This is a genomic window from Paenibacillus tarimensis (genome assembly GCF_021532315.1).
Classification (GTDB): Bacteria; Bacillota; Bacilli; order Paenibacillales; family Paenibacillaceae; genus Paenibacillus_I; species Paenibacillus_I tarimensis.
On record NZ_JAKGAO010000001.1, the window covers coordinates 1 to 4,577 of the forward strand.

The following is a 4,577-nucleotide window of genomic DNA, read 5'->3' on the forward strand; positions in this document are numbered from 1 at the left end:
GAAACAAGACAAAGCCCCGAAGTGGGGCTTTGTCGACAGTCTGACGCTCCTGCATTACAGGAGCGTTTTTTTATTTTAATAATTTGAAGAGGAGAGAAAAACATTTATGTTGTTTATTCTTCCTTTGATGTTATATACCGAGCCAACTGAACAATCCATCTAGTTATTAAGGATTTTATCGTAATACCCAGAAATGTGTGGTACCAGCGCCAACCTTTCTTCCATTTAACTAACTTGGTGTTTGCGTTAGCCCAAGCTTCGATAAACACAAGCGGCACGGAAAATATAAAAACTTTATATAACTGATGAAGGGGCTTATCCCGGTAGGTCATCTGATTATAAAGAATGGTGGCTGTCGGATAATAGAACAGGTTAAATAATAGATGGGTTTCAAAAATTTTGGGAAATAAGCGGACAGGATACTCAATATACCCTTTATTTACAACCACATTATCAATCGCCATATTGGAAGCCGCGTTAAATAAATACGCCAGCATCCAGTCTTTTCTTGGTGGCCTTCTGAAAGCATAAACTAGCAAGCCAAGAAAGAGAACACATAACGCAGCTAATGCCTGTTGGTTAGTTTTTATTTTCTTCACGGAAGCACACCCCCATGTTGATGTTATTGTTCTGTTTCATACACACAAATATGCGCGGGTATAAAGTTGAGAATATTTGTTGACAGACTGTTGCAGGGGGCACCCCTATTGACAGAACGAGTACTTATTATGCGCCAAAAGTATGTCCAGGAAACATACAACATATTGCCATGGTTCTTTATGCAGGGGGGAGCAGTTGCCACTCGTCCAAAATCGAAATATATTATTGACTGAACAGTCTAGAATGGGATATACTGGTTCTCAGAAGGGAGCTGCAAGATGGCACGCAACAAAGAATTCGATACGGCACTTGTCCTTAGAAAGGCAATGGAAGTGTTCGGACACTACGGCTACGAAGGCACCTCCATGCAGAATCTGCTCGATGGACTGGGGATTGCCCGGCAAAGTCTTTATGATACCTATGGGACGAAGAGAGATCTGTTTCTTTCCGCGGTCACACACTATACCAACGATAAAACGGAAGCGTTAATCGCTCGCTTGGAACGAAGCGGACCGGTGAAGGAAGCCATTGCCGAGATCTTCCATGAAGCCATTGAGGTTCTAAAGGATGAGCAGCGCTGCAAAGAGTGCTTCATTATGCAGAGTGCTATTGATCAAGTCCCGCATGATGCAGAGCTCGCAGCATTTTTTAAACGGAGTACGGAGCGGTTAGAGCAAGCTTTTCATAAGGCTCTGATACGTGCCGAAGAGGAGGGAGAGCTTGGACATTACCACCAGGATTTGAGGGCATTGGCAAGATATCTCAACTATTCCAGGTATTCTTTGACGCAAACGGCAAAATTGACAAGGGATCCTAAGGTTTTGGACGATCTGGCGGCAGTTACGCTTTCCGTTCTCAACAACTAGAGAAGCGCTTTTCGCTTCCTTCTTTTTTATCCATTCTAGACTGAACGATCTAAAATTGAGAAAGGATGATGGAGATGAGTCAACATGCGATGCAGGAGCTGTTTCACAAGTTTTGTCAGTCCATTCTGGAAAAGAATATGGATGATTTTTTTGAACTCTTTGATGATGAAGCCGTTTTTGAATATCCCTATGCGCCTAATGGCTACACAGAGAGGATGGAAGGTAAAGAGGCGATTGTTCGTCATCTGAAGGATTTTCCGCAGCAGGTTGATATCACTCAGTTCGGTGAGCCTTCCTTCTATTTTACCCTGGACCCAAGCGTAATGATCGTGGAGTTCGAGGTGACAGATGGGAGAATGCTATCCACCGGAAAACCGTATCTTCAAAAATATATCTCCGTTATTAAAACCAAAAACAGCAAAATCATTCACTATAAAGATTACTGGAATCCTTTGGTCGCATTGGCGGCGATGCAGGGAGAGATGCAGCAGCAAGCGTTTTGAGAAACGGATTATTTCGAATAAGGAGCTGAAGGAAATGAATGTGAAACCAGCTGTTTTGATCACAGGTGGAAGAGGCAAAACAGGAGGCCGTATTGCAAAGCGCCTGAGCGAGCTGGGCTACCCTGTGCGCAGTGCTAGCCGAAGCGCCAAACAAAGCGTCAACCAGACCGGCGGTATTATCGAAGATGTACATTTTGACTGGTTTGACAAATCAACTTACGAAGACGCATTGCAGGATATAGATGCTATGTATCTGGTGCCTCCTTTGGCGGTTATGGAGCCGGCAGAGGTCATGCTCCCCTTCCTGGAGCTGGCGCTAAGAAAAGGGGTCCAGCGGACGGTGCTGCTAAGCAGTGCTTCCATTCCGGAAGGAGGACCGGTTACAGGCAAAGTGCATCAGGCCATCCGTCGGATCATGCCGGAATGGACCGTTCTGCAGCCATCGTACTTTATGCAAAATTTTACCGAGGGACATCATGGAATACAGATCAACCGGGACGGGGTAATGTATACAGCTGCAGGTGACGGGCGAATCGGTTTTGTGGATGCCGATGACATCGCCGAGGTTGGTCTGAGAGCTTTGATTGATCCGGATGCTCACAACCAGTCACATGTGATTACGGGTCCCCAGTCGCTTAGCTACAGTGATGTGGCGAAGATTATTGGGAAGGCCTCGGGCCGTGAGATTCGGCATCAGCATGTTTCCACGGATATGCTTGTCGGGAAGATGATCCAAAGCGGTATTCCGGAGGAATATGCCCGTTTCCTGGCAGGGCTGGATGATGCTATCCGTCTGCACGGGTCCGAAGATCAGGTGACAGATACTGTTGAACGGATAACCGGCCGTCGGCCCCGGTCAATGGCTGAGTATGCCCGAATCCATTCCGGTCATTGGGGAAAGGTTAACGTATAATTCTCAAGATCTCATAAAAGCTGTGCTTTATAAAAATTTTGGCGCCCTGTGTACCGGCGCGCAATACCGGCCGCAGGAACTTGCGAAGAAAATAAGCTATTGAGCAAATCCTGCCAGCACCAGCCCAAGAATGATCAAAGCCTTCTCTAATTCCCACGGGTTATAAACCCGGAGAATTAGAGAAGGCTGTTGGTTTACGAGACAGCAGGATTGCGTAACCTGCTTGGATATCCTTACTGCTGCTCTGTCATACCCTGGAGGAGCAGCGTCAGCATTTTCGCGGCTTCGGCTCTAGTTGCGCCGCCTTGAGGGTCAAACTTCTGATTGCCCTTGCCGGAGATGATGCCCGCTTCATACAGGTCGCTGACTGCATCCGCTGCCCATGCGCTGATGAGGCTCTGGTCAGCAAAGCTTGCAGCACCGGCCACAACAGGGAGCTTGTAGCCTGTCAGGTCGGCCAGTCTGATCAGCATAACGGACATTTCCTCGCGGCTGATCCGGTCAGTTGGCCGGAACTGCTTGTTTGCGCCCTTCACAATGCCGTTCTCTGCCGCCCATGCCACATAAGGCATGAACCAGTCGCCGGCTTCAACGTCTGTAAAGGCCGAGGATGAATAGTTTGATACATCGGCGCTCACGAGACCTGCCAGCATCTTGGCAAATTCAGCCCGAGTGATATTAGCGTTCGGGGAGAACTTACCGCCTCCAGAACCAGATACGATTCCGCGTGCGGCCAGGTGTGTAATATGACTGTTTGCCCAATGAGCGGCTGTGTCGTTAAAGCTGGCTTTGTTGTAGCTGACAGCATAAATGCTCAGGTGGTCGGTCACAACGTACATCTGTCCGTCACGCTGGCTGTAGCCCGATTTCGGAAGCAGGTGAACGGCCCCGTTCGAATCAATATGGCTGATAACAAGCGCGCTCGCATCCTCGCCTTGCGGCAGCTGATAAGGAATGCCAAGCTTGATGCTGCTGCCTCCAAAGCTCGTAACGGCTGAATCTCCGGACTGGATCGTGAAGTCCAGTGCAGGTCTTGTGCCGATCAGGCTTCTTGCCTCGCCGGAGAAAGCCGACGTATTAGCCGCAGCCATCTCTATACGAATTGTTTCACCTGATGCATTCTTCAGGTTATTCAATACCGCTTGGCTAAGCGTCATGCTGCCAAATTGTGTTGTGATAAGCACTCCATCGGCTTTGCTGTCTGCCAGCTTGCCGAAGGCTTCCTTGGTAAGCGAAAGGACGGCGGCATTCGCCCCGGAAGCGGTCTCTACCTTGATCTCAGCCACCAAGTCTGCTCCAGTGAGAGTATTCACCTTGTCCAGCAAGTCACTCAGATGAGCGGCTTGCAGCTCTGCAACGGCTCTTCCGTTTGCGTCAACCTTAGCAGCTGCGGAGATGCTCTGCTTCTGCTGGCTGCCTGTAGCTGGGATAGCATCGCCGGCAGGCTTGTTGGTGTCTGCTGGCGTTGAACCCGTTACAGGTGGAGTAGGTGTAGAAGTGCTGCCAGGGTTCACTGCGAGCTGAACACGGTCAGCCAGATAAGTAACCTGAACCTTGTAGCTTGCAGGCAGGCCTGTCGTTTCAACGGAAGCGAATTGGCCGGTCCGCTGATCCTTGGCATGAGTCATAAGCGTGATAACACTGCCGCTTGCAGGCACATAGTTATCGGTGAAATTCACAAGCAGTTTGCCGCCA

General features: G+C 49.0%; 5 protein-coding genes. 3 read left to right on the plus strand and 2 right to left on the minus strand.

From position 1 onward, the window contains the following. Positions 1-113 precede the first annotated feature (113 nt). On the minus strand, positions 114-599 hold the full coding sequence (locus tag L1N82_RS00005) for a CBO0543 family protein (RefSeq protein ID WP_235285282.1): 486 nt from the start codon (positions 597-599) through the stop codon (positions 114-116). A 279-nt stretch (positions 600-878) separates the two neighbouring features. On the opposite strand from L1N82_RS00005, the gene L1N82_RS00010 reads away from it, so the two are divergent. From L1N82_RS00010 to L1N82_RS00020, 3 genes are all read left to right on the plus strand, one after another. Next, complete coding sequence (locus tag L1N82_RS00010; RefSeq protein WP_235285283.1) at positions 879-1,466, plus strand: TetR/AcrR family transcriptional regulator; 588 nt, start codon at positions 879-881, stop codon at positions 1,464-1,466. A gap of 74 nt (positions 1,467-1,540) precedes the next feature. Further along, the gene (locus L1N82_RS00015) at positions 1,541-1,969 is read left to right on the plus strand and encodes a nuclear transport factor 2 family protein (protein ID WP_235285284.1); all 429 of its coding nucleotides are present in this window, start codon (positions 1,541-1,543) and stop codon (positions 1,967-1,969) included. Between the two features lie 34 nt (positions 1,970-2,003). Beyond that, positions 2,004-2,882, plus strand: coding sequence for an NmrA family NAD(P)-binding protein (locus L1N82_RS00020; protein ID WP_235285285.1), 879 nt, complete (start codon positions 2,004-2,006; stop codon positions 2,880-2,882). Between the two features lie 233 nt (positions 2,883-3,115). Here the strand turns inward: L1N82_RS00020 and L1N82_RS00025 are convergent. Further along, positions 3,116-4,577, minus strand: a 1,462-nt coding sequence (locus L1N82_RS00025; RefSeq protein ID WP_235285286.1) for an S-layer homology domain-containing protein, incomplete at its 5' end; no start/stop codon positions are given.

Coding starts and splice junctions, on each gene's coding strand:
- L1N82_RS00010 (WP_235285283.1), top strand. CDS start 879: ATGGCACGCAACAAAGAATTCGATACGGCACTTGTCCTTAGAAAGGCA.
- L1N82_RS00015 (WP_235285284.1), top strand. CDS start 1,541: ATGAGTCAACATGCGATGCAGGAGCTGTTTCACAAGTTTTGTCAGTCC.
- L1N82_RS00020 (WP_235285285.1), top strand. CDS start 2,004: ATGAATGTGAAACCAGCTGTTTTGATCACAGGTGGAAGAGGCAAAACA.